This window comes from Streptomyces sp. NPDC051976 (genome assembly GCF_040680795.1).
Lineage (GTDB): Bacteria > Actinomycetota > Actinomycetes > Streptomycetales > Streptomycetaceae > Actinacidiphila.
Genome location: NZ_JBFAXL010000017.1, coordinates 26,388 through 49,455, shown reverse-complemented (window position 1 = coordinate 49,455; position 23,068 = coordinate 26,388). Strand labels below are relative to the sequence as shown.

Sequence of the window (23,068 nt, the reverse complement as noted above, 5' to 3'; positions counted from 1 at the left end):
CCGCGGCACGGCCCGGTAGGGGAAGGCGCATGGTGGCTGTCAGGGAGCAGGTTTGCGTGCAAGCGCCGAGCACGGCCCGTAAGCCCGGCCTGCTCCTGGACGGCGTGAGCGCCTCTCTGCGGTCCGCGGCGCCCGGCATCCTGTGGTTCACCGCCGTGCGGACCGTCAGCCTGGTGGCTCTGGTGCTGCTCAGCCCCGGGTCGCCCGGCTACACCGTCGACCGTCTGGCCGTGCACTGGGACGCCGCCTGGTACGTCGGCATCGCCCAGCACGGCTACGACCACTCCTTCCACCCGCCGACAGCGGCCGGGCACCCGTCCCCCCGGAGCAATCTGGCGTTCTTCCCGGTGTATCCGGCCCTGGTCAGAGGGGTCCACACGATGCTGCCCGGGATGGGATGGGGCGGCGCCGCGCTGCTCGTGGCCGGTACCTGCGCCCTGGTCGCGGCTTGGGGCATCCACGCGGTGACAGCCCTGTGCTACGGCCGTCGGGTGGCCCTGCTGACGACGGTGCTGTGGGGCATCGCGCCTGTGGCCGTGGTGGAGACCGCGGGGTACAGCGAGTCGGCGTTCATCGCACTGGCCGCTTGGGCGCTACTGGCGGTCCTGCGACACGACTGGCTGCCGGCCGCGGCGCTGTCGGTGGCGGCCGGGCTGACCCGCCCGGTCGGGGTCGCGGTGGCGGCCGCGGTCATGGCGGTGGCCTGCCGTGAGGTCGTGCAACGCCGCCCTGGTCGGGTGGCGGCCGTGGAACCCGGTTCGCCCAGCGCCGTGTCGGTGCCCCCGCCCGCACCTGCGCGGCTGTGGAAACCGGTCGCCGCGTTCATCGCCGCGCCCCTCGGCTGGCTGGGCTTCATCGCGTGGACCGGCTGGAGGATGCACGACTGGGGGGCGTATTTCCGCATCCAGCGCATGTGGAACTCCCGCTTCGACTTCGGGCTCCAGACAATCCACGGATTCGGCAAGCTGTTCACTCGCAGCACACTGGTCAATCTCTACTTCCCTGCCAGCGCGCTGCTGCTCATCACGGCCGTGGTACTGCTGGTGATCACCGTCAACCAGCGACAGCCGCTGCCGCTGGTGGTCTACAGCCTGATCATCACCGCCGTCGCGCTGGGTGACTCGGCGCACTGGTCGTCCCGCGGACGCTTCCTCCTTCCGGCCTTCCCCTTGCTGATACCGGTCGCCAAGGCGCTCTCCCGCGCGGGTGACCGCCGCACGCGGATCGCTGTCCTGGCGGGGCTGGGTATCGTCTCCGCCTGCTACGGCGGGTACTTGATGCTCTACTCCGTCGGCGCGCCCTGAGCGCCGGCACCGGGGCCGGGGCGGCGCGGTTCTCTGCGCAGCCCCGGCACACCGAGCCCGTCGGCCGGGCAGGCCGGCCGGGCGCTGTGCGGTCTGTCAGCCCATGTCCGTCAGGAGGGCGTTCAGTTCCTTCTCCTGCTGCGCAGGCGACATCGGCGGGTTCGGGTGATCGATTCCGAAGGTCTTGAGCGCCTTGTCCATCTGGGCGTCGACGGAGGTCCAGCCGGTGTCGTCCAGCGGCTGCAACGACGCCTGGTCGGCGTCCCACAGGTCACGCAGCGACTGGGCGGCCGCGTGCGCGCCCTTCGCGTCCCCCGCGTGTGCGTCCTTGAGCGAGGTCGAGGCGAGGGTCCGCAGCGCGGAGACCTTGGCAGGCGGGAAGTTCTTCACCGCCACGCCCGGAGCCAGCTGGACGGCGGAGGTGTTGTCAGCCTCCGGCGCCGGGCCGACATGCGGCTGGCCGTGAGCCCAGACCAGCAGGCCCGTGGTCGCGACGGCGAGCAGTCCGAAGCCGGCCAGCGCGACGCGCTCCTTGCGAGGGTCACCGGTGGTGTGTGCGGCGTGGGCCGCCTCGTAGGTCTCGGTCACGTCCGAGCGCGTCACCGTCAGGTAGATCACCGTCGCCAGGATGAGGCCGAGGAAGATCAGGCTGGTGGTGAAGGTGCCCAGCGCAAGACCGGTCGGGTCGCCCGGGTTCTGCGCGACTTTCGGGGACGCGAGCCAGTCGCCGATGTTCGCGCCCAGCGGGCGGGTCAGGATGTAGGCGAGCCAGAAGGCCAGCACCGGGTTCGCGCCGAACTTCCACAGCAGCGTGATCGCCGCGATGAGGCCGAACGGCAGCAGTACTGAGACGCCCGGGCTCCAGCCGGTGAGCTCGAGGGTCCAGTCGCCGGTCGCGGTGCCGAGTGCGAAGGTGACGAGAACGGCGAGCCAGTAGAACGACTCACGCGGCAGCGTCGTGACCGAGTGGATCGAGAGAGTCCGCTCGCGCAGCCACCAGGTGCCGAAGACCACGGCGAGCAGGACAGAGAACACCGCGGAGCTGATCCACAGCGGCACGTTGAGCTGGTCGGTGAGAATGTCGGTGTACAGCGTGCCCGTGACACTGACAACGACCACGGTCAGCCAGTAAGGGAACGGGACGTACCGCTTCAGCCGCAACTGGACGGCCAGGACCACCACGAACACGGCTGTGAAGATCCAGGCCGTGTTCACCAGGCCGACGCCCAGCTTCATGTTGATCCAGTCGGCGAAGCTCTCACCCACGGTGGTGCACAGGATCTTGATCACCCAGAACCAGAGGGTGACCTCGGGGACCTTGTTGAGCATGAGACGCCCGCTGCGCGAGCGTGCTTCCGCTGTCGTTGTCATGCAGGGAGGTTTACGCGGGGAACCTGCAAGCAACCTGACTACGTGACCGCGCGCGCAGCCGGAAGGGTCACCTCGACGTGACCGCGGCCGTCCGCGATCGCGCGGACCTCCACACCGGCCGAGGCGGCGATGCGCCGGACCACCGGCAGCCCCAGCCCGTACCCGTCGCCGCCGGTCACACCCGCTTCGAAGACCCGGTCGACGTCGGCGGGATCGAATCCCGGGCCGTCGTCCAGGACATCGACCACGACGGCCTCGCCCTGGTTGCGCGCGGTGATCCACACACGCGACCGCGCATGCCGCAGGCCGTTCTCCAGCAGGGGCGACAGCAGCGACACGGCGACGTCGCGCGCCACGGCCACCTCGACCTTCGCCGGGAAGGCGACGTCGACCGCCCAGCCGCCGATCGCCTGCCGTGCGGCGGAACGCAGATCGCACCGGGCCTCGTCGTCGGTCGTTGCGCGCGCGGCGCGCAGAATCGTCGTGATCGCCGTATCGAGGCGGTCGACCTCGCTCAGCACCGCCTCCGGCGGCACCCGCTCGCCGGACAGCTGGGCCAGTTGCGCCTCGGCCCGCAGGACCGTGAGCGGGGTCCGCAGTTCGTGGGCGATTTCGTCGGTGAGCCGTCGCTCATCTGCCAACGCGTTGTCGACGCGCTCCAGGAGGTGGTCCAGGGTCTGTCCCAGTTCCCCGAACTCGTCGCGTGGGACTCCGAGGTTGAAACGGCGCCCGGGTTCGTGATGGCCCCAGTCGTCGGCGAGGGCTGCCATGTCATGCACGACGCGCAACGCGCGGTGCACCACGAGGTGCGCGACACCACCGGCAAGGAGGATCGTGAGGCCGCCGAGGATCAAGGACAAGGTCAGACTGCGCCGCTCGGATGACTCGTAGGGCGTGAGGTCCACCCGGACGACCACCATGACCTTATGGCCGTCGATCGGCACCAGCCGCGCGTACAGCAGGTAGTCGCCCACCGTCGCGGTCTGCGATCGCCCCGCGTCCGCCAGCTCCTCGACGCGATGGACTGCGCTTGCCGGAATCTTCCCGTCGAGCAGGCGGCCGTCGGCATACACCCAGGCGACCTCGTCCAGCGCCTCGCTGCCGTTCTCCGTCAGCACGACACGGCCGTCTTTGGCAGTGACGTTCGCCGCGACCGCCTCGGCGCGGGTACGGGCCAGATCGTGCGCGTCCGCGTCCGTCACCCGGCTCAGCAGCACATGCGAGACCACGACCAGTACCGCCACCACGGCGGTGGCGAGCAGCACGGTGAGCGCGACGACCCTGCTGCGAAATCCCGTCACTGCCATCGGTAGCCCACGCCGCGGACGGTCACCAGACGCTCGGCCACGCCCAGCGGACCCAGCTTGCTCCGCAGCCGGCGCACGAAGGAGTCGAGGGTGTTCTCGCTGACCCGCGCTCCGTGCGGCCAGCCGGCGGCGATGAGGGCGTGGCGGCGTACCGCGTCGCCCTGCGAGGCGATCAGGCGGCCGAGCAGCCGGAACTCGGTCGGGGTCAGGCTCTCGCTCACGGAGCCGTGGGCCACCACGTGCTTCACCGGGTCGAGGACGACCTCGCGCGGTGCGGGCACCGCGGTGGCCCGGCGCAGGAGGGCTCGGACCCGGACCAGCAGTTCCGGGATGTCGAAGGGTTTGGTCACGTAGTCGTCGGCGCCGGCCTCGAAGCCGCCCACCTTGTGATGCAGGCCGTCCCACGCGGTGAGCATCAGCACCGGCACGTCGACACCGCGAGCCCGAAGGGCCAGGCAGACGTCGCGGCCGTCGGCGTCCGGGAGCCCGAGATCCAGGACGACCAGATGGGGCGCGGGTGCGAGCTGCCGCAGCAGGCTGTCGGCCGTGGCGGCGACCGAGACGGTGTGGCCGTCGTACTCCAGGGCGCGCTTGAGGACGCCACGGACCGCCGCGTCGTCTTCGCACACCATGATGAAAGCCACGGGCTGACCCTAGATACTCCCGTCCCAGTTCTCCATCTTCCCTGGTCAGCCGCCTGGAGGTCGTGAGAGGCACCGACGCCGCACGCCCATGCCCTGCCGAGCCACCGCGGCAGCAGAGCGGAGGCTCGCGGGGGACCACCATCGGTCGCACGGAGCCTGTGCGGGAGTACTCGACACCATCGCGCCACCCCTCGTCCCCTGGCGACCGAGCCGGCCGTCCGCAAATTCATCCACCGGGCGCGCAAAGAGCTCGGCATCGTCGCGTGACGGCCTACTCTCTTGAGTCGTCCGACCGGCGGAGCGGGATGACGTTGCCGGGGGCACGATTGTCCTGACTGTCGGGTCGCCGGAGGATGAGCACGCCTACCCGCGAGGGCCATCTGCTCCGCTCGATGCCGGGACTCGGCCTCGGCGGCCCGAGAGTCCTCAAGCGCTTCCTTCAGCCGGACAACCTCTTTGCGAAGCCGCCTTTCGACTTCCGACGTCTGGTGCGTTCCCAACGCACCCGCGCGTGGAACTCCTCCCCGAGGCCGGCGTGGAGCTTGTGCAGAGCCATGCAGTGAAAACCGGCCTCTGCGGCGAGTGCGACGACCGTGAGGCTGCCGTCGGAACAGGTGGGCTGGCCGGTCCATGGCCCTGCGGATGTGCGAGCGTTCACCCCCGTGCTGCTGGTTCATGCGAGGGCCTGCTAGCTGTTGCCGGTCAGGAGGTTGGTGACGTGAGTTGTTGGCAGATCAGCTGGTGAGCAAGCTGTGCCGTCGCGAGCAGGTCCTCGCGCGCCGTGGCGACGTTGGACCGCACCGACAATCCGTGCCAGACGGACTGGATGAATCCGGTCAGGACTGCTGCGTTGGTGCCCGCGGCTAGTTCCCCGTCCTGGATCGCTCGTTCGATGCGCACGAGGAGGGCCTGTTCGTTCGAGCTGTGCAGTGCGGCGACGTAGGCGCTGGTATCGAGGGTGCTCGTGCTGTCGGTCATCACGGCGCTGCTGATGAGACATCCGGGATGCGTGTCGCTTGGCTGGGTGAACTCGTGGACCGAGTCGGTGAGGATGCGTGCGATGACCGTCTGGATGTCCTTCTCGCCGACAGCCTGCTGGTAGATCTCGCGGTAGCGCTCCGCGTACGTCCGCACCGCTTCCTCGAACAGTCCGGCCTTGCTGCCGAAGGCGGCGTAGAGGCTGGAGGTGGACAGCCCGAGGGCCGCGGTCAGGGCGCGGGTCGAGGTGCCGGAGTAGCCGCGTCGCCAGAAGAGGCAGGCGGCGTCAAGGACCGCACGGTCGCGGTCGAAGGCTCGTGGTCGTCCACGGGTGCGTTCGGTCACGCTTGCATTGTAGATCGTTCGCTCCATAATAGATTTATGGAGCGAACGATTCAGAAAAGGCTGTCGGTCGGCGGAGACAGCTGGGTCACGGTCGATGTGTACGGCGAGCCGGATGCCCCGAGCCTCGTGATCCTCCCGGGCGTGATGAGCAATGCGCATACGTGGCGTGATGTGGCGGGCGCCATCGATGCCTGGCCCTCAGTGGTGGTCGTCAACCGTCGTGGCCGTGCTTCCTCGGGGCCGTTGCCCCAGTCGTACTCGCTGCGGACAGAGGTTGAGGACCTCGGCGTGGTCCTAGACGAGTTCGGCAGCACGAGTGCGCTCTTCGGCTGGAGCTACGGCGGCTTGATCACCTTGCTGGCCGCCAACGACCGCCCGATTCCCCAGGTGATCGCCTACGAGCCGGTGATGCAGCCGTTCGGACGCCATGCGCTGCCGGACCTGAAGGACGCGGCGGAGACGGCGGACTGGGATCGCTGCGTCGAGATCGTCAATCGGCAGATCTCCGGCTTCTCCGCTGCGCATGTCGAGGATCTCCGGGCCGATCAGCACGGTTGGGCGACCTTGCGTCGCTTGAGCGGACCGCTGTACGCCGAACTCGGCGCGCTCAACGCGGCGCCGCCTCCGGAGGTGATGGCGCGACAGGCAGATCACGTCGACCTGATCATCGGCCGGTGCAACCGCGGAACGGCCCCCTACGGAACGTCGTTCGACAACGTGCGGCAGCACGTCGCTCACCCTGGAGTCCACGAACTCCCCGGCCAGGGCCACCTGGCCCACATTCAGGCACCGGCAGAGCTTGGCCACCTGCTCAACAAACTCGCCACCGTCTGATGGGCACCCATGCCATCGCGCCGCTCTCCATAGAGAGCGCAGGCGACTGGTTGAGCGATGCCAGTCACGTCCGATCGCCCACGTTCCTGCGGAGACGGGCGTCTCCAGGGCATGCGCGTCCCAGTGGGTCCACCGGTACCGTCGCCATGCTGAGCTCGGCCTGCACGACCGGGCCTCCACACGCCACCGTCAACCCGCAGCCACACCGGGCGAGGTAGTGGAGCGGATCGAGCACATGCGCCGAAGGGATTGGTGCACGATCGGGTGAGTTCTTGACCTGCCCCATCTCTCAGGTTCCAGTTCTGCTGGCTAACCGACAGCGGAAGCAGACCGCCGTTGACCTCGACATCCATCCGGTCATGCTGTCGAAGTGGTTGCGCCAGGACGACATCGACAACGGCTGACGCCCTGGCAGGGTCTCGGAGGAGTCCGCACAGCGCGGCGACGAATCCGCGAACTGGAAACCGAGCTCGAGATCGTCCGCAAGGCCGCCAGGTTTCTAGGCGAGGACAAGCCGGCCCCAAAAAGCGCTACCCGGTGATCGACCGTCTCATCGATGCCGGGGCACCGGTCGACCGATGCTGCCGGATCCTCGGGGTCGCCCGGCAGAACTACTACAAACACAAGCGCTCCCCGACCACACCGCGGCAGCTACGGGGTGGCGTCACCGCCGACGGCCTGGCCAACCGGGCGAGAAGCACGTTCACCCCCACGATGCTCTGGTGGGCATGCTCGCCCGCGTCGGTCGGGAATAGGCGGCGCGCAGACGGGCGTGGGCCCGCTCGGGTACGCCGAGGTGGTCCAGGCCCAGCAGCGCCGCGCCGGCGATCGGCGGGATCTCGGGGTAGCGCGGGACCGCCGAGGGCGAGTGCTCCTTCAGCCGCATCTCTACGGGGACGGTCAGCAGAGGGTCCCCGCTGGCCAGGATGCCGCCGCCGAGGACGACCTCGACATCCCCGGCCAGGCCGAGCCGGTCGATGACGGTGCGCGCCATCAGGAACACCTCGTCCGCCTGCCGTTCGACGAGGGCGATCGCGACGGGGTCCGCCTCCCTCGCGGCCTCGAAGAGCAGCGGGGTCAGCGAGACGAACGGCTCCTCGCCCAGGGCGCCGACGTGTCCGGCGAGGCTGACCTCGTGCGCGGTGGCGCGGCCGAAGTGCCGGGCGACGAGAACGCTCAGTGCGGTGGCCGGGCCCCTGCCGTCCTCGGCTCGGACGGCCGCGCCGACGATCTCGTTGCCGAGCCACAGGCCGCCGCCCCAGTCGCCGCTGGAGTGGCCCAGGGCGAGGAAGCGGGCGCTGCGGCCGTCGGGGGCGACGCCGACGCAGTTCATCCCGGCGCCGCAGACCACCGCGACGCCCCACGGGCGCTGGATCCCGCTGCGCAGCAGCGCGAAGCTGTCGTTGAGCACCCGAGTCGACGCGGTCCAGCCCCGCACGGCCACCGCGGCCGCCAGTGCCTCCTCCTGTTCGGGCAGGTCGACCCCGGCCAGGCACGCGCTGAGGTGCGCGGCGACCGGCCGGCCGGGGTGGATGCCGGCGGCGGCGGCGATCTGCTCGACCATCGGGGCCAGGCTGTCCGCGGTGGGCGCCCCGGACCCGGGCCCGCGCATGGCCACGAGCACTGCGCCCTCGGCTGAGACCAGGGCGAGGTCCGTCTTGCTGTTGCCGCCGTCGATGGCGAGCACGGCCGGGACGTCGTCATGGGCGGCCGGCGTCATGCGGACTCCTTGTGCTGCGCCGCCCCGGCGGCGCGGGAGGGGATCGACTGGGCGGGGGCGGGGGCGGTGACGTGGCAAGCGGTGGTGTGCCGCTCTCCGGTCGTCCGCGGCACCGGGTCGGTGGAGGCGCAAACATCCTGGGCCAGCGGACAGCGGGCGCGGAACCGGCAGCCGGGGACGGGGTCGACCACCTTCGGCGGCTCGCCGCGGTCGGCGCCGGCCAGATCGGCCAGCGGTGAGCGGGGATCGGGCACCGTGGCCAGCAGCAGCCTCGTGTACGGATGCCGGGGGTCGGCCAGCACCGCGTCGATCGGGCCCTGTTCCACGATGGTGCCCGCGTACATGACGACCAGGCGGTCGGCGGCGTAGCGGGCGCTGGCCAGGTCGTGCGTGATGTAGAGGAACGACACCCCGGACTCGTCCCGCAGCTCGGTCATCAGGTTGAGCAGGCCGATCCGGATGGACACATCGAGCATCGAGACGGGCTCGTCGGCGATGATCAGCTTGGGGCGGGAAGCGAGGGCCTGGGCGAAGCCGATGCGCTGCCGCTGGCCGCCGCTCATCTCGTGCGGGTACCTCTCCATCACCTGTTGTGCCGGGGTCAGTCCGACGGTGGTGAGCAGTCGCTCGGCTTCTGCGGTGCGGGCGGCGCCGTCCAGGTCCGGCCGATGCAATCGCAGGCTGCGCAGGATGCCGTGGGACACCTTGTACACGGGGTTGATGGAGCCGAAGGGGTCCTGGAACACCATGGGTGCCTGGGCCCGGTAGGCGAGCTGGCTGCTTCGTCCGCGCAGGCTGCTCAGCGGCCGCCCGTCGAACCGGATCTCGCCGGAAGTGGGCGGGTAGATCATGGCGAGCAGCCGGGCGACCGTGGACTTGCCGCTGCCGCTCTCGCCGGCGAGGGCGACGATCTCGCCGCGGCCGATGGTGAGTTCCGCGTTGTCGACGGCGTGCAGCGTTCTGCGGGAGAAGACACCACCGAGCCGGAAGTGCCTGGTCAGGCCGGTGGCCACCAGCAGCGGCTCGTCGGGGGCGGCCGACCCGGCGGTGTCGATGTCGCGTCGGCTCATGCGGAGACCTCCTTGGGGGCGTGCAGCACGCAGCGCACCTGCACGGGATCGATCCGGTACAGCGGCGGCCGTCCTTCGGCACATATGTCGCTGCTGCTGGGGCATCGGGGGGCGAAGCGGCAGCCAGGGGGCGGCGAGGCGAGGTCGGGCGGTGCGCCGGGGATGCCGGTGAGCCGCACCCGCGATCCCCTGATGGAGGGGAAAGCGTCCAGCAGTCCGGCGCTGTACGGATGCCGCGGAGTGTCGAACACCGCCCGGGTGGGCCCGGTCTCGGCGATCTGGCCGCCGTACATCACCACGAGCCGGTCGGAGAAATGGCTGACCAGCGACATGTCGTGGGTGACGAAGACCACCGCGAAGCCGAGTTCGCGCTGCAGTTCCTTGATCTGCACCATCAGCGACCGCTGGGCGACGACGTCCAGCGCGGAAGTGGGCTCGTCCATCAGGATCAGGTCGGGGGTGAACAACAGCGCCATTGCGATCATGGCCCGCTGCCGCATGCCGCCGGAGAGCTGGTGGGGGTAGCTGCTCAGGTGTACCGGGTCGACCCCGACGAGTTCCAGCACTTCCCGCGAGCGGGACGGCCAGTCGCCGTCGTAGCGATGGGCGCGGAGCACGTCGCGGTACTGGGAGCCGACGGTCTTGACCGGGCTCAGCGCGTTCATCGCGCTCTGCATGACCACCGAGATCCGCGACCAGCGCAGGGCGTTGAGGTCGCGGACCGACGCGCCGACCAGTTCCCGGCCGTCGAAGCGGACGCTGCCGCCGGTGACGGCGGCGGGCGGGCTGAGCAGTTGGGCGACGCCGAAAAGCAGTGTCGACTTGCCGCACCCGGACTCGCCGACGATGCCGAGGAATTCGCCGGCCTCCACTTGGAGGCTCACCTCGTCGAGCGCGGTGACCGCACCGCGGGCGGTGCCGTACTCGATGGTCAGGTCTTGCACGTCAAGCAGCGGCACGGCGTACCTTCCTGATGGGTCGCAGGGCGGGGTTGCCGAGTTCGTCGAAGGCGTTGTTCAGCAGCGCGAAGGCGGTGCCGAGCAGCGCGATGCACAGTCCGGGGACGGCGGCCCACAGATAGCTGCCGGTCTGCAGCGCGGACTGGTTCTGCGCCCAGTAGAGCATCGTGCCCCAGTCATAGGTGTTGACGTCGCCCAGCCCGAGGAACTCCAGGCCCGACGCGGTGAGGATCGAGTAGAGCGCGGAGCCGAGGAAGTTGGCCACGATCAACGAGGTCATGTTGGGCAGCAACTCGAACACGATGATGTACGAGGACCGCTCCCCGCGGACCCGGGCCGCTTCCAGGAAGTCGCGGTTGCGCAGCGACAGTGCCTGGACGCGCAGTTGGCGGGCGCCGTAGGACCAGCCGGTGACCACCAGGGCGATGATCATGACGCTGATGCTGTGGTGGGCGAAGTAGGCGGCGATGACCACGACCAGCGGCAGTGTGGGGATGACCAGGACGACGTCGGTGAGGAGGTTGAGGACGTCGTCCCAGAAGCCGCCGAGGTAGGCGGCGGTGACCCCGACGAGCACCGACAGCACGGTGGCCAGCAGGCCGGCCACGACGGCTATCAGCAGCGCGGGCCGGGCGCCGTGCACGACCTGGACCAGGACGTCCTGGCCGAAGCCGGTGGTGCCCAGCGGGTGGGCGGCGGAGGGGTCGAGAGAGGCATCCTGGGTGATCTTCGCCGGGTCGCCCGGAGCGATGATGTTCGGCACCAGGGCCATCAGCGCGAACAGCAGCAGGATCAGCAGTCCGGCGATGGCTTTGCCATTGCCCCGGACCGCCTGGAGCAGGGTTCTCATGATGACGGGTCCTTGGCGTTACCGCGCGGAGCGGGTGCGGGGATCGAGCAGGGCGGTGACGATGTCGGCGATCAGAACCGAGAGCAGCACCGCGAGGGTGATCACCAGGAACAGGCACTGCATGACGGGGAAGTCCTCGTTGTCGACGGCTTGGACCAGCTGGTAGCCGACGCCGGGGTAGGAGAAGACGTACTCGACCAGGACCGCGCCGCTGACCACGAAGCCCAGCGACATCGCGAAGCCGGTGAGGTTGGGCAGGATGCTGTTACGGGCGGCGTAGTCGAGCATGATCCGCCGGTTGGACAGGCCCTTGGCGCGGGCCATCCTGATGTAGTCCTCGGCGAGGGTGGTGACCATGGTGTTGCGCATGGTGAGTACCCACGTGCCGATCGAGGTGATGAGGATGGAGGCGGCGGGCAGCCAGGCGTGCTGGAGGACGCTGCCGATGAAGTCGCTGTTCCAGCCCATCGGGATGCCGCTGTCACTGCCGAAGGCGGTCGGCAGCCACGGGTTGAGGACCGCGAACACCAGGATCAGCATGATCGCCACCCAGAAGTAGGGCAGTCCGGTGGCGACCACGAACAGCGGCGGCAGCACCCCGTCCAGTACACCGCCGCGGCGCCACGCGGCCAACGCCCCGACGCCGGTGCCCAGGACGAAGGCGATCAGCGTGGTGACGCCGACCAGACCGAGGGTCCACGGGATGGCGTTGCCTACCACGGTGGTGACCGGTGTGGGGAAGTTGGAGACCGAGGTGCCGAAGTCGAAGGTGGCGCAGTTCTTCAGATAGGTCAGGTACTGCGCGGCCAGGCTCTGGTGGGTGTTCAGGCCGAGGGCGGCTTGTACGGCTGTGAGCGCCTGGCCGTGCAGACGGCCGTGGTAGCGGGCCATCATGGAGGTCACCGGGCTGCCGGGCAGCAGGTGCGGGATGGCGAAGTTGACGGTGAGGGCGGCCCACAAGGTGAGCGCGAAGAACCCCAGCCGGCGCAGCAGGAAGGACACCCTGCGTACCTCTCAGTTCTGGGTGCGGGTGGGTGCGGGGGGACGGTCTACTTGGGCTGGAGGTGGAGCAGCACCTGGCCCCAGTCGGGCGACTGCCACACCGAGGGGATGGCATAGCGGTTCTGCGCGGTGACCCAGCCGGAGAAGTGCTTGGTGTTGTACTGGTACCAGGCGGCTGACTCGGTCACCGGGATCACCGGCACGTCCGTGAGCATGATGTGCTGGAGCCTGCCGATGATCTTCCGCTGTTCCGCGAGGTCGGAGGTCGCTGCGTAGGCGTCGAGCAGCTTGTCCGCCTCGGGGTTGCTGTACCGCTCGAAGTTGCTGGCGGCGGGCTTGCCGAGGGGTGCGCTGTTGGCGGAGTAGAGCCACTGGCGCATCTCGTAGTAGGGCGCCGGGCCGCCGCCCTCCCCGTAGTAGCCGATCTGGTACTGGCCGTTGAAGAGCTTGCTGGTCCAGTCGTCCTCGGAGAGGTTGTCGACGGTCAGCTGGATGCCGGCCGCCTTCATGCCCTGGGCGACGACCTGGAGGGTGGCCACCCAGTCGCCGTAGCCGCCGGGGTTGATCACGGTGAACGACAGGCGCTTGCCGTTGAGCACGTAGATACCGTCCGGTCCCTTGCGCGCCCCGAGGCTCTCCAGCAGCTGCCGGGCTTTGGCCGGGTTGTACGTGAAGTCGTCGGCCGCCTTGGCGCCCTGGTCGACCCAGTCGGGGAAGGTCTCCTGGACCACACCGAGCTGGTGGCCGGGGGCCTCCTGACCGCCCTCGCCGATGGCGGACGCGTTGTGCCGGTCGGTGGCGTAGGCCAGGGCGCGGCGGACCACCGGGTTGTCGAGCGGCGCGACCTTCTGGTTGAGGAAGAGTGCCACCTGGGTGATGGGCGGGGACCAGGTGTGGTTGTCGCTGCTGCGCCTCGAGTAGAACTTGTCGATGTTGGGGATGAACTGGCTGCCCCACTGCGCCTGTCCGGTGGCCAGATAGGTGTTGGCGGGGTCGTTCGAGGTGAAGGCCGGGTACTTGACGGTGGTGACCTTGGGCAGGCCGGGCTGCCAGTAGGTCTTGTTCGCGGTGTAGGTGATGTTCTGGGGCGAGCAGGGGTTCACCTCGTAGGCGCCGGTGCCGACCGGCTGCTCGTCCTTGAAGGACACCGGGTCGGCGACCGTCGACCAGATATGGGCCGGCACGATCGGCAGTTGGTCGGCGATGTAGTAGAAGTACGGCACCGCGGCGGTCTTGAAATCGACCGCGATCTGGTGGGCGCCGACCTGACGTACCCCGTGGAGCACCGACCAGATCGAGTTGAGGTCGAGCGCCGGGTGGCTCTTGATCAGCTGAAGGGTGAACAGGACGTCGGCGGCCGTCATCGGCTTGCCGTCGCTCCACTTCACCCCGTCGCGGATGGTGAAGGTGAGGGTCTTGTTCTCGTTGCTCCAGGCCCACTTGGTGGCGAGCCACGGCGTGGTCTGTTCGTTGTGGAGCGCGTTGACGAAGACCAGCGGCTCGTAGACGTTGCCCTCGGACAGGAAGTTGACCGAGCCGTTGAACGGGTTGAACGAGCAGGTCCACAGGCCGCCGTTGGCGTTGGCGACGGTGAGCGCCTCGCCGTGTCCGGCGCCGTCGCTCTGGCCGCCCGGGCCGCAGGCTCCGGTCAGCAGGGCCGCGAGGGTGACGGTGGCGACTCCGCCGAGCTTGGCGGCTCTGACGGGTCTCCGGATCCGGGATCGCAACGTGGTTCGGGTCATGACGGGCAGCCCCCTGCCGGCTCCTCGACGGAACCTAGTAATGAGAGTTTACCAAGAGATGTGCGCAGATTGGCGCGAAATCCTCGCGCTGTCAAGGCCCCATCTACGCCCGAACAGCCACGGCCCCTTAAGGATCCTTGCGTGTCCTCAGCGCTATGATAAAGACTCGTACTCAGATACCCAATGAGCCAGCTCCGAGTGGTTGCTCGCACCCGGCGGGAATCCGCGGGATCGCGCCGTGCGGGTCCTGCCAGTGGTGAGCTGCGCCGAAACCGACGTACCGGCGCCCGCGACGAGCCATCACTTCGCGCCGATCCGCATATGCCTGCGCGCAGGACTCCCACACCTACGCGCCCGACATCGACCGCATCCAGACCGGTTGATCGCAACCCCGGCCACGTGTGGGGGGCGGGCCCCGCACACGTACGACCGGCGTCGCGGATCAGTGCTGCAATGAGGTGGACAGGGAGAAGTCGGCGAAGAAGGTGTGGGTGGTCTTCGCCGGGCCCCACGAGGTGTCGTGGCCGCCGTAGAAGGTGGAGAAGAAGACACCGCTGAAGGGGATCGACCCGATATCGGTCGCGGCCCCCACGAGGGACGTGACCTGCCGGCCGTCGAGCCAGACGGTGATGTCGCCGGTGCCGCGGTCCACGAGCTGCTCCACGGTGTGCCAGGCGCCGTCCGCGGCCCAGTTCCAGTCCCCCAGCGCCAGGTCCACACCGTAGCCGGTGGGACCCGCACTGGTAGGCGTGTAGAGGTAGACCTCGCCCTCGTTCGGCGCGGTGTCACCGCGCCACATATAGCGGGTCGACCAGCCGTTGCCGTGGGCGCCGCCGGACTCCTCCCCGATGGTGCCGCCGTACAGACCGGGGAGCTTGCCGGCCTTGCCCCAGTCGAAGCCGACAGGGACCTTCAGGGCGTACCTCAGGTCGAGGGTGCGGGACTGCTTGAGGGCGGACATGCCCATCGTGGACAGGTCCGTGTAGTACTGCGCGCCGCCCTGCGTGGGGCAGTTCGTGCAGGAGGCGGAGGACGAGCCGGCGCCATAGGTGACCTGGAGGGCGGAGCCGTCGCCCGGCGCGGTGCTGTCGGTGATCTTCTTGAGGTTCTGGAGGTTCCATGTGGAGCTGTCCGACATGCCCCAGGCGGCCTTCCACGCGGTGGTGCCGTAACCGGTGAACTGCCCGGTCCAGGCGGGCTGCGCGGGCGGGGGGTAGGCGGTCGGTCCGAAGACCTCCAACTCCTTGACCTTGTAGCCGGAGCTGCCCGCGTAGTCGAGGAGGTACAGCTCGACGTACCGGGCGGAGACGACAGAGGGCAGCAGGACCGTCTGGGTACCACCAGTGCCCGCGCTGACGGTCGAGCGGGTCGTCCAGCTGGTGCCGTTGTCGGAGGTACGGACCCGGAAGCTGGTCCCGTAGCCGGAGCCCCAGGAGATCACGACGCGGCCGATGGGTGTGGCGACGCCGAGGTCGACGCTCAGTTCCTGGGTGTGCGTGCCGTTGCTCTGCCACGACGTGGAGAGGTCGCAGTCGGTGGTGTCCGCCGCGTTGGTGCTGTTGACGCTGGTGGTGGCTGTGGTCAGGGCACTGCAGGCCAGGTCCCCGGGCACGGTCTGGCCAGTCGCCGCGTGCGCGGGAACGGCGGCGCCGAGGGCGAGCAGGCAGGCGGCGGCGAGGACAGCGGTCGGCGAGGGGCGGAGGGCGCGTCTGAGAACGCGACGGGTGGGGCCGGACATGGGACCTCCTCGGGTCGGTGGGTACGGTCGGGAACGGGAACAGGCCGGGCCGGGGGCGTTGCGACGCGCCCGGCCCGGCCTGCGGGAAGGGTGGGCTGGATCAGACGACGATGCGGTCGATGTTGGGGGCACCGGCCGAAGGGTTGGAGAACGCGATGGTGTTGCCGCCGCCGCCGTTGAGGTGGACCGTCACCGTCTGGGTGACGACGGTGTTGTAGTCCGGTGTCTGCGGGAAGGTGACGGTCTGGTCCACGCCGTTGGCGGTGATCACGGCGGACTTCGAGGAGCCGACGCTCATGAAGTAGACGGTCAGGGTGTAGTCACCGGTCGCGGGCTCGGTGATGCCGTTGAAGGTGGCCGTGCCGCCGCTGCCCAGATAGCTGATCTTGGCGCCGCCGGAGCAGTGCGTGCAGGACGTCACGGCAGTGCCGCCGGCGAGGACGGCGTTCTCCGCCTCGTACGACTGGTTGCCGGCCGGCCCGGTGGTCGGCGGAGTGGTCGGCGGGGTGGTGGTCGGCGTCGGGCCGCCGTCGGCCGGGTTCCAGTAGTCACCGGCCATCACGACGTAGACCAGCATCTTCAGCGTCTCGCCGAAGTACGTGTCGCCGAACGGGTTGGTGGCCAGCTGCGCCCAGATCGCGTCGGTCCATGCCTGGTCGCCTGCGGCCATCGCCGCTGGGCCCGCCAGGTCCCCGGCCTCCTCCGCCTGGGTGTCGCCGGAGACGTTGGCGTTGGCACAGCTCAGCTTGATGTGCGGCTGGACCTTCTTCGGGTCGCCGCCGGAGATCGACTTGAGGCAGTTCGACTCCTTCACGGCGGTGTTGAACGAGGTCGCCGCCGTGGTGCGCCCGTACAGCAGTGCGTCCGTGCCCAGGTGCCATGGGTTGCGGATGGAGTTGTAGCCGACGATGTTGTCGGGCTGGTTCTCCTGGTAGCTCGCGGGGGCGGGGTCGGGGGTGGACGTGTTGGCGTTGACCACGAAGTCCGACAGCAGGCCCGCGCTGGACGAGTACCCGGAGGTGAACTCGTTGACGATGGCTTCGGTGCGGGTGACGACCTTGCCCCAGTCGTGCGCGGTGTCGTAGGCGGCGAACGCCCGCAGGTGGTCGATCATGAAGTCGGACGGCCGTGTGTCGTTCGTCGGTCCGTCGTCCTCGCACTTGAGGTGCCCGTCGGAGGCGACGTCATGGGCGTAGACCTTGGCCAGCCACGCCTTGGCGTCCGCGGAGTAGCCGCCCCACTGCTGGTCGGCCAGGATCAGCCCGTAGCCGATGTCGAGGTCACCGTCGGTCGCGCCGTCCGGGGTGCCCGAGTCGGCGTACTTGCAGGTGTTCCCGTCGAGCTTCCACTGCATCAGGCCGTACTGGTCGGTGTGGTCCTTCACCAGCTGCCACAGACCGTCGAACTCGGCCTTGGCGCTGCTGTCGTAACCGGCCATCAGCGGCACGATGTTCATGCCGTAACCCTGCGCCTCGGAGACCGTGCCGTTGTTCGGCGCGTCACCGTCGCCCTTGGTGGACACGTAGTACTCGTTGCTGGCGCAGCCGTGCACCAGATACGTGGACTTCCAGGAGTCGTACTGCTTCTTGACCGCCGCGTCCCGAGTGCTCTGCGAGGCCGTGGGCATCACGCCGACCTTGTAGGTGGTGTGCTGCGGGAAGGGCCGCATCGGCGTGGTGGCCGCCGAGGCGCTGCCGCCGGCGGCGAGTGCCACCAGTGCGCCGGCCGTACAGCCGGCCGCGGCTATCGCGGCGAGGAGCTGCCGCGATCTGCTTCTGGCATGGGTTGCCATGGGTGAGACTCCTCAGAGAGGTCAGCCGGCGTTTCCGCGCAGCACGGTGATGGAGAAGGGCGGGAAGCTGTACGAGGAGGCGGCGGCCGCCGTGGTGTGCGCCGGGCCGGTGTTCGGGGACGCGGAGCCGGTGTCACCGGACTCGTGCCAGGCGTACTGGTCCGCGCCCCAGTTGTAGGAGTCGACCGTCCCGGTGAAGCTGGAGCCCTGGATGCTGACCGGCTTCTTGTAGGTCGCGGTCTTGCTCTTGTTGATCACCATGAGCGCCCACTGTCCGTCGGGTCGGTGCACCGCGTAGGCGGTGAGCTGCTGCTGTCCGTTGGAGTTGAGGGCGGCGGGCACCGTGACGGGGTAGAGCTGCTGGGCGGCGTCGACCGGCTGCAGCCAGGTGTTGCCGAGGAGCGAACTGGCCCAGTACTGCGAGGTGTTGCCGGTCCACTGGCCGTGCGAGTCAGCGGTGAACATGTTGGAGGCGATGCCGTCGTAGAGGTGCTGTGGCAGTGCCTGGTAGTTGAAGTCACCGGCCAGACCGCCGGTGAACATCGAGCCGAGGAAGTCGGCCTGCCACAGTCCGCCCTGGAGGGTGTCGTCGTACGCCGACTGCTCGGTGACCATCAGCGGGATGTTCGACGGGATGGTCTTGTGCAGTTGGGCCAGGACGTCGGCGCTGCGCTGCGGCTCGTTGAGCAGGAGGTTGTAGGCGTCGGTGGAGTTGTTGACGTCGAAGACCGGGTACTGCTCGAAGGAGTAGTACTTCAGGTCGTTCAGATGGCCGTCGGCCCGTAGGGCGGCGATGAATCGGGCGCCGAAGTCGACGTTGGTCTTGTCGGAGTCGTTCCAGCTCGACGCGGTGGAGTCCTGCAGGGCGGGGCCGCCGAGGACCAGGGTCGGGTCGAAGGCGTGCAGGGCGGTGGCCCACTGCGACCACAGTGCCGCGTAGTCCTCCGGGGTGGTGTACTGGCCGTCGGCTTCCTCGCCGATCTCGACGGAAGCGATCTTGCGGCCCTTGGACTCCAGGTAGCGCAGCAGCGCCACCGCGTTCTCCGGCGTGCTGTACAGCACCGGGACCGGCACCATCATGGGCAGGTTCTGGTTGGCGCCGCTGTCGTAGACCGCATCGATTCCCGGCTGATCGAACTGCCGGACCGAAGAGGCGTCCTCCGCCGGGTCGTTGGACGAGGTGTACGTCGCCGACTGGACCGTCTCGTCACCGTGCTTGACCGCGTCGGTGAAGGTGCCGCCGCTGCTGGTGTTGCCGACGTACAACTCCTTGATGGCGAAGCCGAGGCAGTTGCGGATGTCACTGCTGGCGCCGTTGGCGCAGGTGCCCGAGGAGGTGTTCATCAGCACCCGGACGAACTCCGCCTTCTGGGAGCCGACCGTGAGGGTGTCGGTGCCTCCGTTCTGACCGCTGACCGAACCGCCCGAAAGGGTCTGCCAATGCCCCTGGTCCGGGGTGTCGAAGGGGCTGGGGTCGCTCGCCGCTGAGCTGTCGGCGTGCCAGAACTGCACCTGGTAGGAGACAGCGTAGGGGTCGGCCCACTTGATCTTCACGGTGTTGATCGTGGCGGCGGAGCCAAGGTCGACCACGGCCCAGGTGGGATGGGCGGTGTTGGCCTCACCCGTGTAGTGCTGGTCCAGGTAGGGGTTGCTCTTCCAGTAGCTGGTGCTGTTGTTGTCGTCCAGCCGGGATACGTACGCGGCCTCGCCACCGGGCTGCGAGGTGCCGCCGTGCGCGATGTCGTAGCCGTAGGACTCCTTGATCGGGTTGGCGTCCCCTGCGCTGGTCCAGTAACCGCTGGTGCCGGCGCTCAGGCTGCCGGTGTTGCCCCAGTGCCAGGTCTCCTCCCGCAGTTCGGTCACCAGCCGGTACGACAGCGGCCGCAGTCCGCTCGTCGCCAGGTGCGCGATGTTGGTGGAGCTCAGGGCCTCGTCGGGCGTGAACAGGTCGGAGTCGAAACCGGGCTTGGGGCGGGTGCCCGGGTCGTCACCGCTGGGGTCCGTGACGCCGCTGGACAGGCTGTGTGTCATGCCCTGGACCGCGTCGAACGAGTCGATCGTCGTTCCCAGTCCCGCGTAGGGGTTGAAGCTCGCGCTGCTCGTCGAGCCGACGACCAGGGTGTTGCTGGTGTCCGCGACCGCCGCGGAGCCGTTCGACAGGGCCAGGGTGACCAGGATGCCGGACAGTCCTGCTCCGGCGGCGATCAGCTTTCGTAGTGGGGGCATCGCATTCCCTTCGGGCATGGCGCAGCCACGGGGTGAGCCGCTGGGAAAGAGGGAGAGGCCGCGCGAGGGGCGCCGACTCCTCGGGGTGTGGGTCGGCGAGGCGAGATGACGGACAGTGTGGGGGCGCCCGTCAAGGCAAGTCAAGTATCGTTCCTTTACTAGATTTCCGGCGGCCAACTGCGCGAGACCGGGATTCCGGTAAGAGGCGGACCCTTATCATCGGCGGCATGACTGCCAGAAGCGCCAACCTCGCCACACTGCGCGACCTCAACGCCCGCAGCGTCCTGGACGCCCTGGTGCGCGAGCACAAGCTCTCCCGGGCGGAGGTCGCCCGGCGACTGGGCATGTCGAAGCCGACGGCGAACCACGCGATCGAGACGCTCACCGCTGCCGGCCTGGTCCGCGAGGCCGCCCGCCCCGAGGGCGAACTGCATTACGGAGCGGTGTTCTTCGAGCCCGCCTTCGACCTCGGCCAGGTCCTGGGCATCGACATCGGGGGACGCTGGATCCGGGGCGCACTGGCCGACCTGGGGGGCGGGGTGGTCGCCCGGTACGACCACCCCCGTACCGAGGGCGGCGCCACGGCGCTGCTCGCCGACATCGCCGAGGTGCACGCCCGGCTGACCGCGGACGCGGCGCCCGGCACGGCGGGGGTGCTCGGCACGATGGTGGCGGTGGCCGGGGTGGTCGAACCCGAGTCGGGCCGGATGCGGGTGACCAGCGAGCAGGAACTGGAGGGGTACCCGATCATCGAGGCGCTCTCGCCGGTACTGCCCAACCTCCTGGACGTCGACAACGACGTCAACCTCGCCGCACTCGGCGAGCTGCGCCGGGGGGCGGGGCGGGAGAGCGAGGACTTCGCGTTCCTCGCCGTCGGCTCCGGCGTGGGCGCCGGCCTCGTCCTGGAGGGCCGGTTGCGCCGCGGCCGCAACGGCGCCGCAGGCGAGATCGACTACCCGGGCCACCGGCCGTTCGCCGTCGACAGCCCGGCCGCGGACTCGCTGCGCGCCCTCATCGCCGACGGCCACCGCGCCGAGGTGCGTGCCGGGCGGGCGGCGGGCGGCGAGGAGCCGCCGACTCCTGAGGAGTTGTTCGCGCGGGCCCGGCTGGGCGACCCGTTCGCCCTGAAGGTGGTCCGCGAGGAGGCCCACCGGATGGCGGGATCGATCGCGACGATCGCTCTGGTCGTGGACGTGCCACTCGTGGTGGTCGGCGGCGGCGTCGGGCTCAACGGCGCGGTGCTTCTGGACCCGCTGCGCTCCCGCCTCGCGCAGATGGTCCCTTTCCCGCCTCGGGTGCAGATCTCCGAACTCGGGGACGCAGCGGTGCTGATCGGAGCGGTGTCGGTGGCAGCCGGCACGGCCTGGCCGCGACTGATCGACACCCGGCTGGCGGACGCCAGGTCCACCGAGTCGCCGCAGGGCGCGATCCGCTGATTCTGAGTAAATAGACCTTACTCAACCATTTACAATAGTAATGAAACTTTACTAAACTGCACGCTGTTCGCCTCGTCGCGCCGGCGCCCCGCCGGCCCGTCCAAGGAGCAGCGGTTGCCCTCTTCCCGTACCCCCGACGCCGCACCCCGCGGCAGGCGCGGTGCCGCGCCCGCCGCCGCACCCGGCCCGGTCAAGCTCGTCGTCGTAGGGGGCGCCTCCACCTACACGCCCGAGCTCGTCGACGGCCTGGCACGGCTGCGCGACACGCTCCCCGTGGCGGAACTGGTTCTGGTCGACCCAGCCGCGGAGCGTCTGGCCGTGGTCGCGGGACTGTCCCGGCGGATCCTCGCCCACCAGGGCCACTCGGCGGTAGTGACCACGACCGCCGATCTGGAGAGTGCGGTGGCCGACGCCGACGCCGTCCTCATCCAGTTGCGCGTCGGTGGTCAGGCGCTCCGGGCCCAGGACGAGACCTGGCCACTTACCTGCGGTTGCGTCGGCCAGGAGACCACCGGTGCCGGCGGGCTGGCGAAAGCTCTTCGCACCGTCCCGGTGGTGGTGGACATCGCCGACCGGATCCGTGCGGTCAACCCCGGCGCCTGGATCGTCAACTTCACCAACCCCGTGGGCATCGTGACCCGGGCACTGCAGACCCTCGGACACCGCGCGGTGGGCCTGTGCAACGTCGCGATCGGCTTTCAGCGGCTGTTCGCGCAGCTTCTGAACGTGGAATCCGAACTGATCAGGCTGGATCACGTCGGGCTCAACCACCTGACCTGGGAACGCGACGTCACCCTGCTCGGGCACCCGGACGACGAGACCGGCGTGTCCGTCCTCCCCCGGCTGATCGACGACTTCTCCCCCGCGCTCCACGAGGAGACCGAGCTGCCGGCCGACCTCTTCGGCCGCCTCGGCGTGATCCCCTCCTACTACCTGCGCTACTTCTACCAGCACGACCGCATGGTCTCCGAGCTGCGCCGCCAGCCTCCCCGCGCCGACGAGGTCGCCCACCTGGAGCGCGAGCTGCTGGCCCAGTACGCCGACGAGGCGCTGGTGAGCAAGCCGGAGCTGCTCAGCCGACGCGGCGGCGCCCACTACTCCGACGCCGCACTCACCCTCACCGCGGCGCTTCTCGGCGCGGGTCCCCGCCAGGGCCGCGTCCAGGTGGCCGACGTCCGCAACGATGGCACGCTGCCCTTCCTGCCCGACGACGCCGTCATCGAGGTCCCCAGCAGGATCGACGCCGACGGCGCCCGGCCCCTGCCCGTCGCGCCCCTCGACCCGCTCTACGCCGGCCTGGTGGCCCACGTCTTCGCGTACGAGCAGCTGGCCCTGGACGCGGCCCTGCGCGGCGGCCGGGACCGGGTACACGCCGCCCTGCTCTCGCACCCTCTGGTGGGTCAGCTGGACCTGGCGGAGCGGCTGACCGATGAACTGCTGGCCCACAACACGGAGTTCCTGCCGTGGGCCCGGTGACGTCGACCCGCAGCTGTCCGCGATCGGCATCGAACTGACCGCTGCGGCGGCATCGTGACCCCCTGGCCGTGGAACGTACCCGGCGACAGGCTCATCGCCCCGGTCGATGGCGGGTCCGTGTGCGGCGTACTCGGAGATCGCTCGATTGACGATGCGGTCTCTCGTGACGATGCTCAACCTGGTCATGGAGCTCATGCGGGCGGCAACAGAGCCGAGGGCACCCACCTCGACGTCCGGCAGCACCGGCAGATCGACGTCTGGAAGGCGCCGGAAA

General features: G+C 69.4%; 17 protein-coding genes and 1 pseudogene. 5 read left to right on the top strand and 13 right to left on the bottom strand.

Annotated elements, in window-relative coordinates; translation table 11 throughout:
* Positions 1-56: 56 nt before the first annotated feature.
* The gene (locus tag AB0M29_RS19015) at positions 57-1,304 is read left to right on the top strand and encodes a hypothetical protein (protein WP_365383921.1); all 1,248 of its coding nucleotides are present in this window, start codon (positions 57-59) and stop codon (positions 1,302-1,304) included.
* Between the two features lie 96 nt (positions 1,305-1,400).
* Here AB0M29_RS19015 and AB0M29_RS19010 read toward each other — a convergent pair whose 3' ends face one another.
* The 4 genes from AB0M29_RS19010 to AB0M29_RS18995 all read right to left on the bottom strand — a co-directional run bounded on the left by AB0M29_RS19010 (position 1,401) and on the right by AB0M29_RS18995 (position 5,949).
* Positions 1,401-2,675 carry a hypothetical protein gene (locus tag AB0M29_RS19010; RefSeq protein ID WP_365383919.1) on the bottom strand — a complete coding sequence of 425 codons (1,275 nt, stop codon included), beginning with the start codon at positions 2,673-2,675 and terminating at the stop codon, positions 1,401-1,403.
* A 38-nt stretch (positions 2,676-2,713) separates the two neighbouring features.
* A complete protein-coding gene (locus tag AB0M29_RS19005) occupies positions 2,714-3,982 on the bottom strand; it encodes a HAMP domain-containing sensor histidine kinase (RefSeq protein WP_365383917.1) in 1,269 nt (422 codons plus the stop codon).
* On the bottom strand, positions 3,973-4,626 hold the full coding sequence (locus AB0M29_RS19000) for a response regulator transcription factor (protein ID WP_365383915.1): 654 nt from the start codon (positions 4,624-4,626) through the stop codon (positions 3,973-3,975). The genes AB0M29_RS19005 and AB0M29_RS19000 overlap by 10 nt, the downstream gene beginning before the upstream one ends.
* A gap of 702 nt (positions 4,627-5,328) precedes the next feature.
* Positions 5,329-5,949 (bottom strand): TetR/AcrR family transcriptional regulator, encoded by a 621-nt coding sequence (locus AB0M29_RS18995; protein WP_365383913.1) that lies wholly within the window; start codon positions 5,947-5,949, stop codon positions 5,329-5,331.
* A 36-nt stretch (positions 5,950-5,985) separates the two neighbouring features.
* Between AB0M29_RS18995 and AB0M29_RS18990 the strand changes: the two genes are divergently transcribed.
* Together AB0M29_RS18990 and AB0M29_RS18985 are read left to right on the top strand one after the other, a co-directional pair.
* On the top strand, positions 5,986-6,783 hold the full coding sequence (locus AB0M29_RS18990) for an alpha/beta hydrolase (RefSeq protein WP_365383911.1): 798 nt from the start codon (positions 5,986-5,988) through the stop codon (positions 6,781-6,783).
* Positions 6,784-6,829: 46 nt separating this feature from the next.
* Positions 6,830-7,030: pseudogene (locus tag AB0M29_RS18985) on the top strand (leucine zipper domain-containing protein); the annotation flags it as partial.
* Positions 7,031-7,486: 456 nt separating this feature from the next.
* Here AB0M29_RS18985 and AB0M29_RS18980 read toward each other — a convergent pair.
* The 9 genes from AB0M29_RS18980 to AB0M29_RS18940 form a co-directional block, all read right to left on the bottom strand.
* Complete coding sequence (locus AB0M29_RS18980; RefSeq protein WP_365383909.1) at positions 7,487-8,503, bottom strand: BadF/BadG/BcrA/BcrD ATPase family protein; 1,017 nt, start codon at positions 8,501-8,503, stop codon at positions 7,487-7,489.
* On the bottom strand, positions 8,500-9,573 hold the full coding sequence (locus tag AB0M29_RS18975; RefSeq protein ID WP_365383908.1) for an ABC transporter ATP-binding protein: 1,074 nt from the start codon (positions 9,571-9,573) through the stop codon (positions 8,500-8,502). The genes AB0M29_RS18980 and AB0M29_RS18975 overlap by 4 nt, the downstream gene beginning before the upstream one ends.
* Positions 9,570-10,532 carry an ABC transporter ATP-binding protein gene (locus AB0M29_RS18970; protein ID WP_365383906.1) on the bottom strand — a complete coding sequence of 321 codons (963 nt, stop codon included), beginning with the start codon at positions 10,530-10,532 and terminating at the stop codon, positions 9,570-9,572. The genes AB0M29_RS18975 and AB0M29_RS18970 overlap by 4 nt, the downstream gene beginning before the upstream one ends.
* Positions 10,519-11,382, bottom strand: a complete 864-nt coding sequence (locus AB0M29_RS18965; protein ID WP_365383904.1) for an ABC transporter permease — start codon at positions 11,380-11,382, stop codon at positions 10,519-10,521. The genes AB0M29_RS18970 and AB0M29_RS18965 overlap by 14 nt, the downstream gene beginning before the upstream one ends.
* Before the next feature lie 18 nt (positions 11,383-11,400).
* The gene (locus AB0M29_RS18960; RefSeq protein WP_365383902.1) at positions 11,401-12,384 is read right to left on the bottom strand and encodes an ABC transporter permease; all 984 of its coding nucleotides are present in this window, start codon (positions 12,382-12,384) and stop codon (positions 11,401-11,403) included.
* A 47-nt stretch (positions 12,385-12,431) separates the two neighbouring features.
* Complete coding sequence (locus tag AB0M29_RS18955; RefSeq protein ID WP_365383901.1) at positions 12,432-14,126, bottom strand: ABC transporter substrate-binding protein; 1,695 nt, start codon at positions 14,124-14,126, stop codon at positions 12,432-12,434.
* A gap of 442 nt (positions 14,127-14,568) precedes the next feature.
* Positions 14,569-15,864 (bottom strand): discoidin domain-containing protein, encoded by a 1,296-nt coding sequence (locus tag AB0M29_RS18950; RefSeq protein WP_365383899.1) that lies wholly within the window; start codon positions 15,862-15,864, stop codon positions 14,569-14,571.
* A 100-nt stretch (positions 15,865-15,964) separates the two neighbouring features.
* Positions 15,965-17,656: a glycosyl hydrolase family 8 gene (locus tag AB0M29_RS18945; protein ID WP_365383898.1), complete on the bottom strand. Its 1,692-nt coding sequence runs from the start codon at positions 17,654-17,656 to the stop codon at positions 15,965-15,967.
* 21 nt (positions 17,657-17,677) lie between these two features.
* Positions 17,678-19,882: a hypothetical protein gene (locus AB0M29_RS18940; protein WP_365383896.1), complete on the bottom strand. Its 2,205-nt coding sequence runs from the start codon at positions 19,880-19,882 to the stop codon at positions 17,678-17,680.
* Between the two features lie 227 nt (positions 19,883-20,109).
* Between AB0M29_RS18940 and AB0M29_RS18935 the strand changes: the two genes are divergently transcribed.
* On the top strand, positions 20,110-21,318 hold the full coding sequence (locus AB0M29_RS18935) for an ROK family transcriptional regulator (protein ID WP_365383894.1): 1,209 nt from the start codon (positions 20,110-20,112) through the stop codon (positions 21,316-21,318).
* Positions 21,319-21,432: 114 nt separating this feature from the next.
* Positions 21,433-22,794, top strand: a complete 1,362-nt coding sequence (locus AB0M29_RS18930) for a 6-phospho-beta-glucosidase (protein ID WP_365383893.1) — start codon at positions 21,433-21,435, stop codon at positions 22,792-22,794.
* The last annotated feature ends 274 nt before the right edge of the window (positions 22,795-23,068 follow it).